General features: G+C 73.2%; 15 protein-coding genes. 11 read left to right on the forward strand and 4 right to left on the reverse strand.

The genetic code is table 11. The features are described 5' to 3' along the window. Window positions 1–6: 6 nt before the first annotated feature. Complete coding sequence (locus tag Q9R28_RS14090) at window positions 7–843, reverse strand: helix-turn-helix transcriptional regulator (protein WP_311206398.1); 837 nt, start codon at window positions 841–843, stop codon at window positions 7–9. 100 nt (window positions 844–943) lie between these two features. Between Q9R28_RS14090 and Q9R28_RS14095 the strand changes: the two genes are divergently transcribed. Continuing rightward, window positions 944–1,912, forward strand: a complete 969-nt coding sequence (locus Q9R28_RS14095; RefSeq protein ID WP_311206399.1) for an SDR family NAD(P)-dependent oxidoreductase — start codon at window positions 944–946, stop codon at window positions 1,910–1,912. A 29-nt stretch (window positions 1,913–1,941) separates the two neighbouring features. Here the strand turns inward: Q9R28_RS14095 and Q9R28_RS14100 are convergent, their stop codons facing one another. The 3 genes from Q9R28_RS14100 to sucC form a co-directional block, all read right to left on the reverse strand. Beyond that, entirely contained in the window at window positions 1,942–3,972 is a 2,031-nt protein-coding gene (locus Q9R28_RS14100) for a DUF6350 family protein (RefSeq protein WP_311206400.1), read from the reverse strand. 140 nt (window positions 3,973–4,112) lie between these two features. Next, window positions 4,113–5,006 carry a succinate--CoA ligase subunit alpha gene (gene sucD / locus Q9R28_RS14105; protein ID WP_066656854.1) on the reverse strand — a complete coding sequence of 298 codons (894 nt, stop codon included), beginning with the start codon at window positions 5,004–5,006 and terminating at the stop codon, window positions 4,113–4,115. 14 nt (window positions 5,007–5,020) lie between these two features. Beyond that, window positions 5,021–6,190 carry an ADP-forming succinate--CoA ligase subunit beta gene (sucC, locus tag Q9R28_RS14110; RefSeq protein ID WP_311206401.1) on the reverse strand — a complete coding sequence of 390 codons (1,170 nt, stop codon included), beginning with the start codon at window positions 6,188–6,190 and terminating at the stop codon, window positions 5,021–5,023. Window positions 6,191–6,485: 295 nt separating this feature from the next. Between sucC and Q9R28_RS14115 the strand changes: the two genes are divergently transcribed. From Q9R28_RS14115 to Q9R28_RS14160, 10 genes are all read left to right on the forward strand, one after another. After that, on the forward strand, window positions 6,486–8,117 hold the full coding sequence (locus tag Q9R28_RS14115; RefSeq protein ID WP_311206402.1) for a RecQ family ATP-dependent DNA helicase: 1,632 nt from the start codon (window positions 6,486–6,488) through the stop codon (window positions 8,115–8,117). 270 nt (window positions 8,118–8,387) lie between these two features. Continuing rightward, window positions 8,388–8,681 carry a hypothetical protein gene (locus Q9R28_RS14120; protein WP_066656863.1) on the forward strand — a complete coding sequence of 98 codons (294 nt, stop codon included), beginning with the start codon at window positions 8,388–8,390 and terminating at the stop codon, window positions 8,679–8,681. A gap of 50 nt (window positions 8,682–8,731) precedes the next feature. Continuing rightward, complete coding sequence (locus Q9R28_RS14125; RefSeq protein ID WP_311206403.1) at window positions 8,732–9,094, forward strand: hypothetical protein; 363 nt, start codon at window positions 8,732–8,734, stop codon at window positions 9,092–9,094. After that, complete coding sequence (locus Q9R28_RS14130) at window positions 9,091–9,972, forward strand: oxygenase MpaB family protein (RefSeq protein ID WP_311206404.1); 882 nt, start codon at window positions 9,091–9,093, stop codon at window positions 9,970–9,972. Before Q9R28_RS14125 ends, Q9R28_RS14130 begins: the two co-directional genes overlap by 4 nt. Window positions 9,973–10,021: 49 nt before the next feature. Continuing rightward, window positions 10,022–10,852 (forward strand): ribose-phosphate pyrophosphokinase, encoded by an 831-nt coding sequence (locus Q9R28_RS14135; protein WP_311206405.1) that lies wholly within the window; start codon window positions 10,022–10,024, stop codon window positions 10,850–10,852. After that, the gene (locus Q9R28_RS14140; protein ID WP_311206406.1) at window positions 10,849–12,402 is read left to right on the forward strand and encodes a nicotinate phosphoribosyltransferase; all 1,554 of its coding nucleotides are present in this window, start codon (window positions 10,849–10,851) and stop codon (window positions 12,400–12,402) included. Before Q9R28_RS14135 ends, Q9R28_RS14140 begins: the two co-directional genes overlap by 4 nt. Next, window positions 12,399–13,052, forward strand: a complete 654-nt coding sequence (locus Q9R28_RS14145; protein WP_311206407.1) for a hypothetical protein — start codon at window positions 12,399–12,401, stop codon at window positions 13,050–13,052. Before Q9R28_RS14140 ends, Q9R28_RS14145 begins: the two co-directional genes overlap by 4 nt. Before the next feature lie 18 nt (window positions 13,053–13,070). Then, window positions 13,071–13,706, forward strand: a complete 636-nt coding sequence (locus Q9R28_RS14150; protein ID WP_066656890.1) for a pyridoxal 5'-phosphate synthase — start codon at window positions 13,071–13,073, stop codon at window positions 13,704–13,706. A gap of 242 nt (window positions 13,707–13,948) precedes the next feature. After that, complete coding sequence (locus Q9R28_RS14155; protein ID WP_066656892.1) at window positions 13,949–14,440, forward strand: GNAT family N-acetyltransferase; 492 nt, start codon at window positions 13,949–13,951, stop codon at window positions 14,438–14,440. A gap of 163 nt (window positions 14,441–14,603) precedes the next feature. Further along, entirely contained in the window at window positions 14,604–14,876 is a 273-nt protein-coding gene (locus tag Q9R28_RS14160) for a hypothetical protein (protein WP_209685324.1), read from the forward strand. The last annotated feature ends 18 nt before the right edge of the window (window positions 14,877–14,894 follow it).

Below are 14,894 nucleotides of genomic sequence, written 5' to 3' on the forward strand. Positions count from 1 at the left end.
ACCAGCCTAGCGGCGGACGACCGCCCCGCCGATCGCCAGCAGCGGGAGCGCCTGCGCTGTCGCGGACCCCGGGGCGCAGCCGTAGACGACCAGCTGCAGCCCCGGCGACCCCTGCACGGCGAAGGTGTGCGCGTCGAACTCCAGCCCACCGACCTCCCCGTGCACGAACCGCTTGGTCGTCACGGCCTTCCGCTGCACCCGCTGCGCACTCCAGCGTTCCTCGAACTCGTCGCTGCGTCCGCGCACCTCCGCCACGACCGCCAGGAGGCCGGGGTCGGCTCCGTGCTCGGCGGTCGCGGCGCGCAGACTGGCGACGGTCGAGTCCGCGGTCCTCGACCAGTCCACGTGGAAGTCGCGAGCAACCGGATCGGTGAAGGTCATCCGGACGAGGTTGTCGAACCGGGCGAACGGTGCGTGGACGCCGCGGGCGAGGGCATTCGCTGCGAGGACGTCGTGGGCCGGGTCGATCACGAACGCCGGGTGCGCGGACCACGAGTCGAGGAGCTGACCGAGAGCCGGTGAGACCGAGCCGGGTGCGCGGGACCGCCGCGGCGGCGGGACGAGCCCGGCGAGGGTGAAGAGGTGGTCGCGCTCGTCGCCCTCCAGCTCGAGCCCGTCGGCGATGCCGTCGAGCACCGCCGACCCGGGGCTGATCTCGCGCCCCTGTTCGAGGCGCGTGTAGTAGTCGACGCTGAGGCCACCCAGCACCGCCACCTCCTCTCGCCGGAGGCCGGCCACGCGGCGGAGCCCGCCGGAGGGCAGGCCGAGCGCCTCCGGGGAAAGACGACCGCGGATCGCCCGCAGGTACGCGCCCAGGGCAAGGTTGGCAGAGGACGACGGCACGCTGACAGGGTAGTTCCGACGGCGACCGCCTCCCTGGTCGTGGCACACCCCGGAACGACCCGGCACGGGAAGCCCTGCACACGAGACGGACGCTGGCTCCGTGAACGACGACACTCCCACCACCACCCACCCCTACCTCGGCCTCTGGGTCACGGAAGACGGCCGCGTCCGTCACGAGCTCCGCACCGGAGGCCGGTACGTCGAGGCCCGCGGTGACCGCGAGGCCGCGTACACCGGCGGCTACGAGGTCGCCGGAGCCCACGTCGAGTACCGGGACGACACCGGCTTCACCGCGGACGGCGACTTCCGCGACGACGTCCTGCACCACGGCGGCATGGTGCTGCGACGCCGGAAGATCGTGCTCGTCACAGGTGCCTCCAGCGGTATCGGCAGGGCGACCGCGCTCCGGCTCGCCTCGGCCGGTCACCCCGTCGTCCTGGGGGCTCGCCGGGTCGACCGTCTCGAATCCCTCGTGACGGAGATCGAGGGCGCGGGCGGCCAGGCCCTGGCGGTACCGACGGACGTCACCGACCTCGCCTCCACACAAGCGTTCGCCGACGCGGCCACCGCACGGTTCGGGCGCATCGACGTGGTGGTCGCGAACGCCGGCGTGATGCCGCTCTCGCCCCTGTCCTCCGGGCTCGTCGAGCAGTGGGACCAGATGATCGACGTCAACGTGCGCGGGCTCCTGCACAGCATCGCGGCGACCCTCCCGACGATGCTCGCGCAGGGCGCCGGCCACTTCGTGACGATGGCGTCGATCGGTGCCCACAGCGTCACGCCGACGGCGGCCGTCTACTGCGGCACGAAGTACGCGGCACGGGCGATCACCGAGGGCCTCCGCCTGGAGTCGCCCCGAGGAATCCGGGTGACGACGATCTCACCGGGCGTGACCGAGTCGGAGCTGGCCTCTACGATCACCGACGCGACGGCCGCCGCCGCGATGGAGGCCTACCGCGCCGACTCCGTCTCCGCCGACGCCATCGCCCGCGCCGTGGAGTACGCCGTGGCCGAGCGCCCCGACGTGGACGTCAACGAGATCGTCGTGCGGCCCGCGGCGCAGCGCTGACCGGTCCGACGGCGCGCGGCCGAGGAGCGCTAGGCGTCGTGCTTCGGACGGCGCCACCAGGGCAGCTCGTCCTCGGCGATCTGGTCGGTCTGGTCCCAGCGGGTGCCACCGGACGCGGGCGCTGCCGGTGCGCTCGTCGCCGGGGTGGGCTCGTCGGCGTCGTCACGGCCGGCGACGAACTCCTCGGTGCTCCACGGGAAGGCGGGCTGCTGCTCGGTGCCGGGCGCGTGTGGGAGCGTCTCGTCAGCCGGTCGCGGTCCGTCGTCCCTCGTGCCGCCCGCGCCGGTCCCGCCCACGCGGCCGCGGAGGACGCCGGCACGGTCGCGCAGGTCGCCGGCACGCGCGCGGACGTCGTCGGCGGCGCCACGGAGCCGGTCCCGCAGTCCGCTGATGCCGCTGCGGGCGGGGGCGGCCGGCGCGGGAGCGACCCGCTCGGCGGCGACCGCGTCGGTCCGCGCCCAGTCCGGCAGCGGCACGTCGTCCGGTTCCGCGACGGGTGTGCGACGGGCGACGACGGGCTCGTGCTCGTGCTCGTGCTCGGGCTCGGGCTTCTGCGACGCGACGGGCTCGCGCCCGCCGTCGTGCGCTGTGTCGGTGTCGGTGTCGGTGTCGGCGATCGGCTCCGTCGGGTGGTCGTCCGATGCGGCCGCGGCAGCACCCGACGACGGCACGGCAGCACGGGTCGACGAGTCGTGGGCCTCCTCGACGGTGAACCGGTGGGACGCGGAGGCGCGCCCGGCACCGGCCTCGTCGAGTGCGGCGACGAGCGAGCCGGCGCGGGCGTCGTCGGCAGCGTCCTCGTCGGCCTCGATCCAGCGCTCGCGGCCTCGGGAGCGCTCGGGCAGCCGCACGAGGTCGCTCCCCACGGCGAGCGCCACCGCCGCCGGCACGCCGACCTCGAGGGCCGCGAACACGCCGACGAGCAGGCCGTCCGGCCCGGCCTGGGTGAGTCGGCCCGGGCCGAGGGACCCCGACGTGAGCGCCGTGGCCACCCCGGTCAGCACGCCCGCCACGACACCGGTGGCCGCTCCGGCGAGCGCTCGGCGGAGCGGGCTGTCCGACGAGCCGAGCGCGCGCACGAGCCCGGGCCGCATCAGTCCGGCCACGACGAACCCGGCGACGACGGGCACGAGCACCCCGAGCAGGCCGAAGGTGTGGCCGGAGGCGGGCAGGGCGCCGAAGACCGGGATCCCGGGGATGGGGCCGAGGACCGTGCCGATCGGCGAGACGTTCGACCCGGTGCCGATGGCGAACCCGGGACCGACGAGCCACGCGACGGCCCACCCGACCAGGTCGGGCAGGAACGCGAGCTGGCCGACGGTGAGCGCGATGCCGCCGATGACCCCGGCATGCGAACGCTCGTACAGGGCGATGACCTCGGCGAACGAGGTGACGAGCAGGAGGGCGACGACCACCCCGGCGGCCGCGACCACGACGGCGGTCACCGCGGTGCCAGCTCGGAGGGCGAAGCCGGCGGTGGTGCGCCACAGCACGGGCACCCGGCCGACCTGGTCGAGCAACCGGGCGGTGAGCGGGTCCGCCGGCAGCCCGCGGCGGATGCGGCAGACCTCGGCGGTCACGAGTGCGGGGACGGCGAACCAGAGCGCCGGGAACACGATCGACTGCCAGACGACCGGGTCGGTCGCGGCGGAGGTGGACGAGAACGCGATGGCGAGTCCGAGCAGGGCCACGCCCGCGGTCCCGACGAGCAGACCCGTCGTGCGGTGCTCCGTCTCGGCGAACCGCCGACCGGCCCGCCCCCCGAGCCAGGCGGTCACGACCGCGAAGCCGAGGGCCGCGAGCGTCACGTGGATGGGGTCGCCCGCACCCTCGATGCCGGACGCGCCGGCCGTGGCCGTCCCGAGGTGGAACGTGACGTCCACGCCGTGGCCGACGAGCCAGACGCTGCCCGCGGCCTTCCAGAAGACGTCCCAGTCGACCTGCAGCCCGTACTCGAAGCCCCAGAGCAGCGTCAGCGGCACGAGGGCGATCCCGACGCCGACGCCGACCGTCACGATCGCCTCGACGGCGGCCAGCAGTGCGGTTCCCAGGCGGTTCATCGTGGTCAGGGTACGTGCCGTCCCGCGGTCACCGAGCGAGCCGCGCGGCACCTGTGGAGACTGGCCGACCGTCCACAGCAGGACGGGAGGCACGGTGCCCACCGGCACCGTGCCTCCCGTCCGTCGGGTCATGCGGACCGCTACGCCGTCGCGGCGGCGACCACCTCGCGCAGCAGCGCGGCCGTCTCGGACGGCGTCTTGCCGACCTTGACGCCGGCGGCCTCGAGCGCCTGCTTCTTCGCCTCGGCGGTCCCGGCGGAACCGGAGACGATCGCGCCGGCGTGGCCCATGGTCTTGCCCTCGGGCGCGGTGAAGCCCGCGACGTAGCCGACGACCGGCTTCGTGACGTGCGCCTTGATGTAGTCGGCCGCGCGCTCCTCAGCGTCGCCGCCGATCTCGCCGATCATGACGATCGCCGTCGTCTCCGGGTCGGCCTCGAACGCGGCGAGCGCGTCGATGTGCGTCGTGCCGATGACCGGGTCGCCGCCGATGCCGATGGCGGTCGAGAAGCCCAGGTCACGCAGCTCGTACATCATCTGGTAGGTCAGGGTGCCGGACTTCGACACGAGACCGATCGGGCCCTTGCCGGTGATCGTCGCCGGGGTGATGCCGACGAGCGACTCCCCCGGGGTGATGATGCCGGGGCAGTTCGGGCCGATGATCCGGGTCTTCCCGCCCAGCGCCTTCGCGTGCGCCCAGAACTCCGCGGAGTCCTGCACGGGGATGCCCTCGGTGATGACGACGACGAGCGGGACCTCGGCGTCGATGGCCTCCATGACCGCGTCCTTCGCGAACGCCGGCGGGACGAAGACGATCGAGACGTCGGCACCGGTGGTGTCGACGGCTTCACGCACCGAGCCGAACACGGGGAGCTCGACGTCGCCGTGCGTGACGGTGGTGCCGGCCTTGCGGGCGTTCACGCCGCCGACGACCTGCGTGCCGGCCTTGAGCATGAGCGCGGTGTGCTTCGTGCCCTCGCCGCCGGTGATGCCCTGGACGATGACCTTCGAGTCCTTGTTGAGGAAGATCGACATTGCTCTGGTGCTCCTTACGCCGCGGCCGCGGCGAGCTCGGCGGCCTGCTCGGCCGCATCGTCCATGGTCTCGGCGACGGTGACGAGCGGGTGCGCCGCCTCCGCCAGGATCCGGCGACCCTCGTCCACGTTGTTGCCGTCCAGGCGCACGACGAGCGGCTTGGTCGCCGAGTCGCCGAGGATGCCGAGTGCGGCGACGATGCCGTTCGCGACGGCGTCGCAGGCGGTGATGCCGCCGAAGACGTTCACGAACACGCTCTTCACCTGCGGGTCGCCGAGGATGACGTCGAGGCCGTTCGCCATGACCTCGGCCGAGGCGCCACCGCCGATGTCGAGGAAGTTCGCGGGCTTCACGCCACCGTGGCGCTCACCGGCGTACGCGACGACGTCGAGCGTCGACATGACGAGCCCTGCGCCGTTGCCGATGACGCCGACCTCGCCGTCGAGCTTCACGTAGTTCAGGCCGTGCTGCTTCGCCTTGGCCTCGAGCGGGTCCTCGCTCGCGGTGTCCTCGAGCTGCGCGTGGCCCTCGTGGCGGAAGTCGGCGTTGTCGTCGAGCGACACCTTGCCGTCGAGGGCGAGGATCTGCCCGTCGCCGGTGCGGACCAGCGGGTTCACCTCGACGAGGGTGGCGTCCTCGCCGGCGAACACGTCGTAGAGCTTCACGAAGACGTCCGCGACCTGGTCCTGGAGCTCGGACGGGAAGTTCGCCTGGCGCGCGATGTCGAGCGCGGCTTCCTTGTTGATGCCCGTGAGCGGGTTCACCTCGACGCGCGCGAGCGCCTCGGGCTTCTCGACCGCGAGCTGCTCGATCTCCATGCCGCCCTCGACGCTGACGAGCGACAGGTACGAGCGGTTCGCCCGGTCGAGCAGCACCGAGAAGTAGAACTCCTCGGCGATGTCCGCACCCTGGGCGACCATCACGCGCTGCACGGTGTGGCCCTTGATGTCGAGGCCGAGGATCGCCTTCGCGTGCTCGTACGCCTCGTCCGGGGTCTTCGCGACCTTGACGCCGCCGGCCTTGCCGCGACCGCCGACCTTCACCTGCGCCTTGACGACGACCACGCCGCCGATCCGCTCGGCGGCCGCCCTCGCCTCTTCCGGGGTGTCGGCGGTGATGCCCTGCAGCACAGGGACGCCGTAGGACTCGAAGAGGTCCCTGGCCTGGTACTCGAAAAGATCCACGCTGTTCTTCTTCCCGCACGGTTCGTGCGATCGGCATCGGTCATCGGGTCGCGCACTCAACGTCGAGGGTCGCTCGATGTCGAGACAACGGCCGCGACCACCCTAGCGCCGCCACATGGACGGAGAGCACGTCCGTCCGGACACCGGTCGCGCCCGCTCGGCCGCGGGATGCGTCGGCACCGCGGAACGCCGGCCGGGAGGCACACCCCGCCCCCGTCACCTCCCTCGCGCCCCCGGTGGCCGGGGGACGCAGTCGCCGGATGGTCGGCCAGGCGGTACGGGGCACGGTCGACGGGTGCAGAAGGAACTCCGTACCCGCGCCGCCGACGTCTTCGGCTGGGACCTCCACCCCGAGCAGGAACAGGTCGTCGACGCCGTCCTCGACGGTCGCGACGCCCTGGCGCTCATGCCCACCGGCTCGGGGAAGTCCGCGATCTACCAGGTCGCAGCGCTCGCCCTGGACGGCCCGGTCGTCGTCGTCTCGCCCCTCGTGGCCCTGCAGGAGGACCAGGTCGTCGGCATCGAGGACCACCCGGACGCGCCCCGAGCCGTCACGATCAACGCCACCAGGGGCAGCCGGCAGCTCGAGGACGCGTGGGACGCCGTGGCGTCCGGCGAGGCCCGGTACGTGTTCCTGGCCCCCGAGCAACTGGCGAAGGACGAGGTCGTCGAGCGGCTGCGGAACGCCGGCGTCGCGCTCGTCACCGTCGACGAGGCGCACTGCGTGTCGAGCTGGGGGCACGACTTCCGCCCGGACTACCTGGTGCTCGGCGAGGTCGTGGAGCGCCTCGGGCGCCCGCCGGTGCTCGCGATGACCGCGACCGGGTCGACGCCCGTCCGCGCCGAGATCGTCGAGCGGCTCGGCATGCGGGACCCGCTGGTCGTCGCCACCGGCTTCGACCGGCCGAACCTGCGCTTCGAGGTCGCCCGGCACGCCGACGACGAGTCGAAGCGCGAGGCGGTCGTGGAGCAGGTCGTCGGACTCGAGGGGGTCGGCATCGTCTACGTCGCCACCCGCGCCGAGACCCTGGTGTACGCGGACGAACTCGTGGAGAGCGGTCGCCGGGCGAAGGCGTACCACGCGGGCCTCCGCGTGCGGGACCGCGAGCGGGTCCACCACGAGTTCCTCGACGGCGAGCTCGACGTCGTCGTCGCCACCAGCGCGTTCGGCATGGGGATCGACAAGCCGGACGTGCGCTTCGTCGTGCACGCCGACGTCCCCGAGTCGGTCGACGCCTACTACCAGGAGGTGGGCCGTGCCGGCCGCGACGGCGACGTCGGCCTCGCCACGATGCACTACCGCGCCGAGGACCTCGGCCTCCGACGCTTCTTCGCGTCCGGCTCGCCGCGCCCGGCCACCCTCCGTGCCGTGTTCGACGCCGTCCCCGCCGAGGGATCGGTGGCCCGTTCCGAGCTCGCCGAACGCTCCGGGCTCGCCGCTCGCACCGCGGGCCGTGCCGCCAACGCCCTCGTCGACGCGGGCGCGCTCGACGACGGTGAGGACGGTCTCACCCGTCGACCGGACGGCCCCCGCGACGCCGAGGCGGCGGCGGGGCTGGCGAAGGCGCAGGCGAAGGAGCGCGAGGAGATCGAGGAGTCGCGCATCGCGATGATGCGCCGGTTCGCCGAGACCTCGGGCTGCCGCCGGCAGTTCCTGCTCGGGTACTTCGGTGACGAGCTCGCCGAGCCGTGCGGCAACTGCGACACGTGCACGGCCGGGACCGCCCAGGACGCGGACGCCCACGGTGCCGACGGTGCGAACGACGACGCCTGGCCCCCGGAGTCGCCCGTCGAGCACGCGCAGTGGGGTCGAGGGACGGTGATGAGCACGGAGGACGACCGGTTGACGGTGTTCTTCGAGTCCGCCGGCTACAAGACCCTCGGGCTGGCCGACGTCGAGGAACGGCACCTGCTCGAACGCGTCTGACGCGCCGGCGTCGGACCCGGGGTGGGGAAGGCGCGGTCGCTCGACCACCCGTCGGCGACCGCGCTCCACTCCCCCGAGCACGGCGAGTGTGACCCGCGATCGTGGACCGCAGGTGACGCCGAGGTGAACGGGACGCGAAACCGGACGAGGGGTGCGCAGACCGGACGACCACAGACCGGACGACCGATCAGGCGGACGGCGTACACAGGAAGGCCCGACGGCCCCGGCGACCCGCTCCGGAGCCCGACCCTCCCACGGAAGGACTGCACCATGAGCGACCCCGGCATCAGCCCCGTCGACGACTTCGACGCCCAGGAGCGCCGCACCGACGACCTGGACCGCGAGCACGTGGGTCCGTACGAGGTCGACGAGTCCGAGGAGTCCCTCGAGACCGTCACGAACGACGCCGTCGCCGGCGAGACCGTCGAGCCCCAGCCGGGCGACGGAACCGACGACGGCCCCACCGGTGGCGCTCCGCGCGAGGGCTCGCCCGACCTGTGGGAGCACGACGACGACACCGAGCGTCCGGACCTCGGCGGCGACCTCGGCACGAAGCCGCTCTGAGCACGACACCCGCACGACCCCCACGGAGCACGGCCCAGTACGATCGGGCCGTGCTCCGTGGCGTCCGCGACCGTGTCCGTGCGACGCCCGCGCTGGCCCGGCTCCTCTCGCTGGCGTCCCTGCTGCTCGTCGCCGCGGCGGCGCACTCGGGTGCCCGCGCCGGCGGGATCGCCTGGCTTCCGCTGCTCGTCGCGGGTGTCGTGCTCGCCCTGGTCACCGGCGCGACGGCGCACCGGTGGCCCCTGCCGGCCATCTGGCTGGTCGTGACACTGCTGGCGGCTGCGGGCGGCACGCTCGTGAGCGTCGCGTGGCTGGTCGGCGCACTGATCGGCGGCGCAGTGGCCCTGGCCGCAGCCCTGTTCCTCGACACCGCAGCGCTGCGGCGGGCACGGCGATCCGGGACACGCCCGTGACGCGACGGCCGGGAGGCTCGCCCCACCCCCGCCCCGCCGGCCACGGCGACCGGTCGGCGGACGCACGCGGTGCGACGGGCGGACCACGGGCCTCCCGTCCGGCACACGGACACGTCGCCGACCGCGACCTGCGTCGGTGGCTGGCGGACAGCACACCCGTCGCGGCCGGTGGCCGCGCCATCCTGCTGCAGATCGCGGACCCGGTCGTCGCAGCCGGGGTCCGACGGCACTCCGACTTCGCCCGCCGACCGCAGCAGCGACTGGCCCACACCCTGATGTTCGTCTACGCCGTCGTGATCGGGACCGAGACCGACGCTGCCGTCGCGACCGCGTTCGTGGACCGGGCGCACCGACCGGTCGAGGGTGCCGACGACGTCGACCGGCAGCGGTGGGTGGCGGCGACGCTGTTCGACTCCGCACGACGGGCACACGAGCTGTTCGGCGACCCCCTGTCGCCCGACGACGCCGAGCGTGTCCTGGTGGCCTACGCCCCGATTGCGACGTCCCTGCGCGTGCCCGCCGACTGCTGGTTCGACTCGGTGGCCGCGTTCGACGCGTACTGGGGTGCGACCATGCCCACCCTGCACGTCACCGACGATGCGCGCGGGATCGTGCGCGACCTCCTGCACCCCCGCTTCGCACCGCTGTGGGTCCGCTCCGCGATGCCGCTCGTCCGGATCGTCACCGTCGGCATGCTGCCGGACGCCCTGCGGACCGCGTACGGCTTCGCCTGGGGGCCGCGCGAGCAGCGGCGCTTCCGGCGCACCGTCGCGCTCGTCCGGCGCGTGCGGAGCCTCGTGCCGGGGTGGGCGCTCCGACTCCCGGGGCCGCTGCTGCTGCGGGCCATGCACCGGATCGCCGCGCGGTACGCCCACTGATCCCGACAAGTTCTTGTCATGGCGACAAGAACAGTGGTACGGTCGGACCATGGCAGTCGAACTCAGCACCTGGGACGCCCAGGGCACACCGACGACACCGACGTTCTCCACGATGCGGTTCCCCGCGGGCGAGGCACACGTCAAGGTCCGGGACGACGCCGACGCGGGGGCGACCACCGAGATCGCGACCCTGCGCGGCACCGGCGGCGACGACCTGGTGATGCTCGGCATGTGGGCGGACGCGGTCCGACAGCGCGGGGCACGCTCGGTGGCGCTCGTCCCGTACCTGCCCGGAGCGCGGCAGGACCGCGGACTCCCCTTCGGCGCGAAGGTCTACGCGGACGTCCTGAACGGCTTCGCCATCGACCAGGTGATCGCCTTCGACCCCCACTCGCCCGTGATCGTCGGGCTGGTCGAGCGCCTCACCGTGGTGCCGAGCGAGCGGGTCGTGCACGACACGGTCCTCGCCGGGTCCGACTACAGCGGCATCATCGCCCCGGACAAGGGCGCGGTCGCCCGGGCGGCGCTCGTCGCCGAGGCAGCCGGTCTTCCCCTGTTCCGCGCCGAGAAGCACCGCAACCCGGACACCGGCAAGCTCGACGGGTTCTCGTGCGAGCCGCTCCCCGAGACCGGTCGGCTGCTCGTCGTCGACGACATCTGCGACGGCGGCGGCACCTTCGCGGGCCTCGCCGGCTCGACCGGCCTGCCGGCGGAGCGCCTGGGCCTCTGGGTCTCGCACGGCGTCTTCTCCGGACGGGCCCCGCAGCTCGCCGAGCACTTCGGCGAGATCGTCACCACCGACAGCTACCCCGCACAGCAGGACGTCCCGGGCCTCCGCACCGTCCCGCTCAGCCCGTACCTCACGAAGGAGATCCGATGACGACCACGACGGGCCTCGAGCCCCGCACCACCACCCCGAGTCCGATCGCCCCGCTGCTGGCGGTCGACGGGTACAAGCACTCGCACCGGCAGGTCTACCCCGAGGGCACGACCCGGATCCTGATCAACTGGACGAACCGCTCGAACGCGCACATGCCCGAGTCGACCCACGCGGTGGTCTTCGGGCTGCAGGCGTTCGTGCAGCGGTACCTGGTCGAGGCGTGGGCGCCGTTCTTCGCCGCCGACGAGGACGAGGTCGCGCGGTTGTTCGAGCAGGCGCTGCAGGGCTACTTCGGCCCGAACCACATCGGTGTCGACCACGTCCGCGCCCTGCACCGCCTCGGGTACCTCCCGCTCGAGATCCGGGCGCTCCCCGAGGGCACCCTCGCCCCGATCGGCGTCGCGACGCTGACGGTCGAGAACACCCTCGACGACTTCTTCTGGCTGCCGAACTACATCGAGACCGCCCTGTCGGCGTCGATCTGGCACCCCTCGACCGTCGCGACGAAGGCGCTCGAGTACCGGGACCTCATGGAGGAGTGGGCCGAGCGCACCGGCGCCGACCCGGCGAGCATCGACTTCGCCGCCCACGACTTCTCGTTCCGCGGGCAGACGAGCATCGAGTCCGCCGCCGCGGGCGGTGCCGGACACCTGCTGTCGTTCCTCGGCACCGACTCGATGCCGTCGCTCGACTTCATCGACCGCTACTACCCGGGCGACAACGGCTGGGTGGCGGCCAGCGTCCCCGCCACCGAGCACAGCGTGATGTGCGTCCGCGGCGCCGACGGCGAGCTCGAGACGTTCGCGCAGATCCTCGACGTGTACCCGACCGGCATCGTCTCGGCGGTGAGCGACGGCTTCGACCTGTTCAAGGTGATCACCGAGACGCTCCCGCAGCTCGAGGACCGCATCACGGCCCGCGACGGCAAGCTCGTCATCCGCCCGGACTCCGGCGACCCGGTCGACATCGTCACCGGCACCGTGCACGGCGTCGACCAGGCAGCGCTGACCGACCCGTCGCGCAGCCACGAGGAGAAGGGCGTCGTCGAGCTCCTCGACGAGCTGTTCGGGCACACCGTCAACGAGCGGGGCTTCAAGGTGCTCGACCAGCACATCGGCGTCATCTACGGCGACAGCATCACGCTCGACCGTGCCCGTCGCATCTACGAGCGCCTCGCCGCGAAGGGCTACGCGAGTGACAACGTCGTGCTCGGCATCGGGTCGTACACGTACCAGTACATGACGCGCGACAACCTCGGCAGCGCCGTGAAGGCCACGTGGGCCCTCGTCGACGGGCAGCCGGTCGACATCCAGAAGGACCCGAAGACCGGCAGCGGCAAGAAGAGCGCGAAGGGCCGCATCGCCCTGCACCGCGACGACACCGGCGAGATCCGCCAGACCGACGAGGCCACCGCCGAGGACGAGGCGACCAGCCTGCTCCAGCCCGTCTGGGTCGACGGCCGCTTCCGGGTGCACCAGTCGTTCGCCGACGTGCGCGAGACGCTCCGCACCGAACGCGCCGCCCGCGCGGCCCGCCGGGCGTCGGTGTGACCGACGCCAACACGGCGACCCGCGACCAGCCGCTCATCGCGATCGACGTCGTCCCGGTGTCGTTCACGGTGACGGAGGGTCTGCGGGTCGCCACCGCGCGCCGGGCGTACGACCCGTACGCCGGTCGGGAGGCACTGCCCGGCGTGCTCCTGGACGCTGCGGAACGCCTCGCCGACGGTGCACGGCGCGCCCTGCGCACCAAGGCCGCCATCGGCACCGGGGCGGTGCGGCACCTCGCACAGGTCGGTGCGTTCGACGGCCCGTCCCGCGACCCGCGGGAGACCGCGATCAGCATCGCGTTCGCGGCGGTCGTGGCACCGGCGGTGGACGGCGGGCCCGTGGTGTGGAGGTCGACCGACGGGGGCGACCTGGGCCTCCCGTTCGACCACGACACGATCGTGCGGGCCGCCCTCGACCAGGTGCGCACCCGGCTCTGGCGGGACGTCCCGATGACACGCGCCCTGCTCGGTGACGTCTTCCCGACGAGTGCGGCGGCAGTACTCCACGCGGCGCTCCACGGGACCGCCCCGGATGCCGGCAACCTCAACCGTGCACTCCGGACGAACCCCGCGCTCGTCCGAGCCGATGCCTCCCCGACGTCCACCGGCCGGGGCGGTCGTCCCCCGGCGACCTGGACGTGGACCGACTGAGCACGGTTGGGTGGGGGCATGTCCAGTTCGCTCTCCGGTGACGACTCCCTGCACCTGCCCGAGTTCGACGCGCCTCCCGCGTCCCCGTTCGACGTCGCCCGAGCCTGGCTCGACGGCGCCGCGGAGCGCGAGGTGTCCGAGCCGATGTCGATGACCCTCGCGACCGCCGGCACCGACGGGCGGGTGTCCGCCCGCACCGTCGACGTGAAGCGGCTCGACGACCGCGGGCTGGTGTTCGGCACCTCGACCCTGAGCCCGAAGGGACGGCAGCTCGCGGACAACCCGCACGCGGCGCTGCAGGTGTACTGGCGCGAGAGCATGCAGCAGCTGCGCTTCGAGGGGCGGGCCGTGCAGCTCTCCGACGAGGAGTCCGACGCGCTGTTCGCCGACCGCTCGCCGAAGTCACGCGCCGCCACCGCGATCGCCGACCAGTCGGACGTGCTCGAACCGCGCACGCTGCAGGACCTGATCGACGACGCGAACGTGCTGCTCGACGAGAGCGACGACGACGTGCCGCGCCCCGAGGGCTGGGTGGCGTGGCGGCTCGAGCCCGACGTGGTGGAGTTCTGGCAGGGCAGCCGCGACCGGATGCACCGGCGGCTGCAGTACGTCCGCGCCGGCGACGGCTGGGACGTGGCGCGGCTGCAGCCGTAGCGCTGCGCGGTCGGCGCGGTGCCGCGGGCTCGCGGTGCCGCGGGGTCGCGGTGCCGCGGGGCGGCGCTGCGTTCCGCACAACCGTGAGCACCTCGCGCCACGGAACCCCACGGCGCGACGTGCTCCGCGTTGTGCAGCGGCACGTCGAACCAGGACTCCGACATCGAACCAGCCGCCGGTGCTGGTTCGACGTCGGGAACGTGGTTCGACGCCGACGGCAGGGCCAGCGGTACCGTCGTCGGATGGGGACCACGCACGCGCTCACCGTCCGACCGGCCGACGTGCGGGACGCCGACGCGATCGCCGCCGTGCACGTGCAGGCGTGGCGCGAGGCCTACGCCCACCTCCTGCCGGCGGAGTTCCTCGCGGCCCTCGACGTCGATGCCCGCGCGGCACGATGGCGCGGGATCATCGCCGAGCCCGGTGTCGACGTGCTCGTCGCCACCGTCGGCGACGCGATCGTCGGCTGGGCGTCCGCGGGGCCCGGTCGCGGCGAGGCCCCACGGGACCGCGAGCTCGAGGGCATCTACGTCCTCGCTGCGCAGCACGGAGCGGGCGTCGGACAGGCGTTGCTCGACGCTGTGATCGGCACGGTGCCCGCATTCCTCTGGGTCGCCGACGGCAACCCGCGTGCCGAAGCCTTCTACCGGCGGAACGGCTTCGAGCGGGACGGCACCGTCAAGCACGAACCGATCGGCCCGCACGGGCTCGATGCGGTCCGGATGGTGCGCTGAGCACCGCCCTCGACCGTGGCGCGGCTCGATCAGCACGCGGGCTGAGCGCCGGGTGGTCATCGTCCAGAGATCACCTGCGAGTGTGGGATCTGGCACATCACATGCTGTTCCCTGGACTCAGGAGCGCCGGACCAGCCGCCGCTCCCCGATCCCAGGAGGAACCATGACCACCTCGAAGCACCTGCTCGCCACCGCCGTCGCCACCTGCGCGCTGGGCGCAGCCCTCGTCTGCGGGACGTCCGTCGCGAACGCCGCGCCCGCGACACCGACCGACCCCGCTGCGAGCACGACGAGCGCCCCGGCTGCCGCCGCACAGGACCCCGGAGCGGGCGGCATCGCGGTCTCGCGCAACGCCGACGGCACGGAGGACGTCCGACCCATGACCGACGAGGAGCGCTCGGAGATGGACGGGAAGTGGTCCCCCGTGGATCGCTGAGCTGACCGGGTGCCGGTC

The sequence above is a fragment of the Curtobacterium sp. BRD11 genome, assembly GCF_031844345.1.
Lineage (GTDB): Bacteria > Actinomycetota > Actinomycetes > Actinomycetales > Microbacteriaceae > Curtobacterium.

Excerpts from the sequence above, each read along its gene's own strand:
- Q9R28_RS14100 (WP_311206400.1), bottom strand. The coding sequence starts at position 3,972 with ATGAACCGCCTGGGAACCGCACTGCTGGCCGCCGTCGAGGCGATCGTG.
- sucD (WP_066656854.1), bottom strand. The coding sequence starts at position 5,006 with ATGTCGATCTTCCTCAACAAGGACTCGAAGGTCATCGTCCAGGGCATC.
- Q9R28_RS14120 (WP_066656863.1), top strand. The coding sequence starts at position 8,388 with ATGAGCGACCCCGGCATCAGCCCCGTCGACGACTTCGACGCCCAGGAG.
- Q9R28_RS14135 (WP_311206405.1), top strand. The coding sequence starts at position 10,022 with ATGGCAGTCGAACTCAGCACCTGGGACGCCCAGGGCACACCGACGACA.
- Q9R28_RS14140 (WP_311206406.1), top strand. The coding sequence starts at position 10,849 with ATGACGACCACGACGGGCCTCGAGCCCCGCACCACCACCCCGAGTCCG.
- Q9R28_RS14150 (WP_066656890.1), top strand. The coding sequence starts at position 13,071 with ATGTCCAGTTCGCTCTCCGGTGACGACTCCCTGCACCTGCCCGAGTTC.
- Q9R28_RS14155 (WP_066656892.1), top strand. The coding sequence starts at position 13,949 with ATGGGGACCACGCACGCGCTCACCGTCCGACCGGCCGACGTGCGGGAC.
- Q9R28_RS14160 (WP_209685324.1), top strand. The coding sequence starts at position 14,604 with ATGACCACCTCGAAGCACCTGCTCGCCACCGCCGTCGCCACCTGCGCG.